Origin of the sequence: Kitasatospora sp. MBT63 (assembly GCF_000710465.2) — a bacterium.
GTDB lineage: Bacteria > Actinomycetota > Actinomycetes > Streptomycetales > Streptomycetaceae > Kitasatospora.
The window spans coordinates 1-282 of the sequence record NZ_JAIZ01000820.1; the positions used below are offsets into that span (position 1 = coordinate 1).

A 282-nucleotide genomic window follows, 5' to 3' on the forward strand; every position below is an offset into this window, starting at 1 on the left:
CTGCGCGCCGGCGACAAGGTCCTGCTCAAGCACACCACCCGCACGGTGCGCGCACTGGTCAAGGAGATCACCTACCGGATCGACATCGACTCGCTGGAGCAGCGCACCGGCACCGACGGACTCCACGTCAACGACATCGGCCACGTCGTACTGCGCACCGCCGAGCCGCTGGCCCTCGACGACTACCGCACCAACCGCCGGACCGGATCGTTCCTGCTGATCGACCCGGCCGACGGCACCACCCTCACCGCCGGCATGGCGGGCGAGGCCTTCGACACCGTA

The 282-nt window shown here is 69.1% G+C and carries 1 pseudogene; it reads left to right on the plus strand.

What is annotated here, in order from left to right:
- Positions 1-282 (plus strand): annotated as a pseudogene (locus tag AA75_RS43255) (hypothetical protein); the annotation flags it as partial.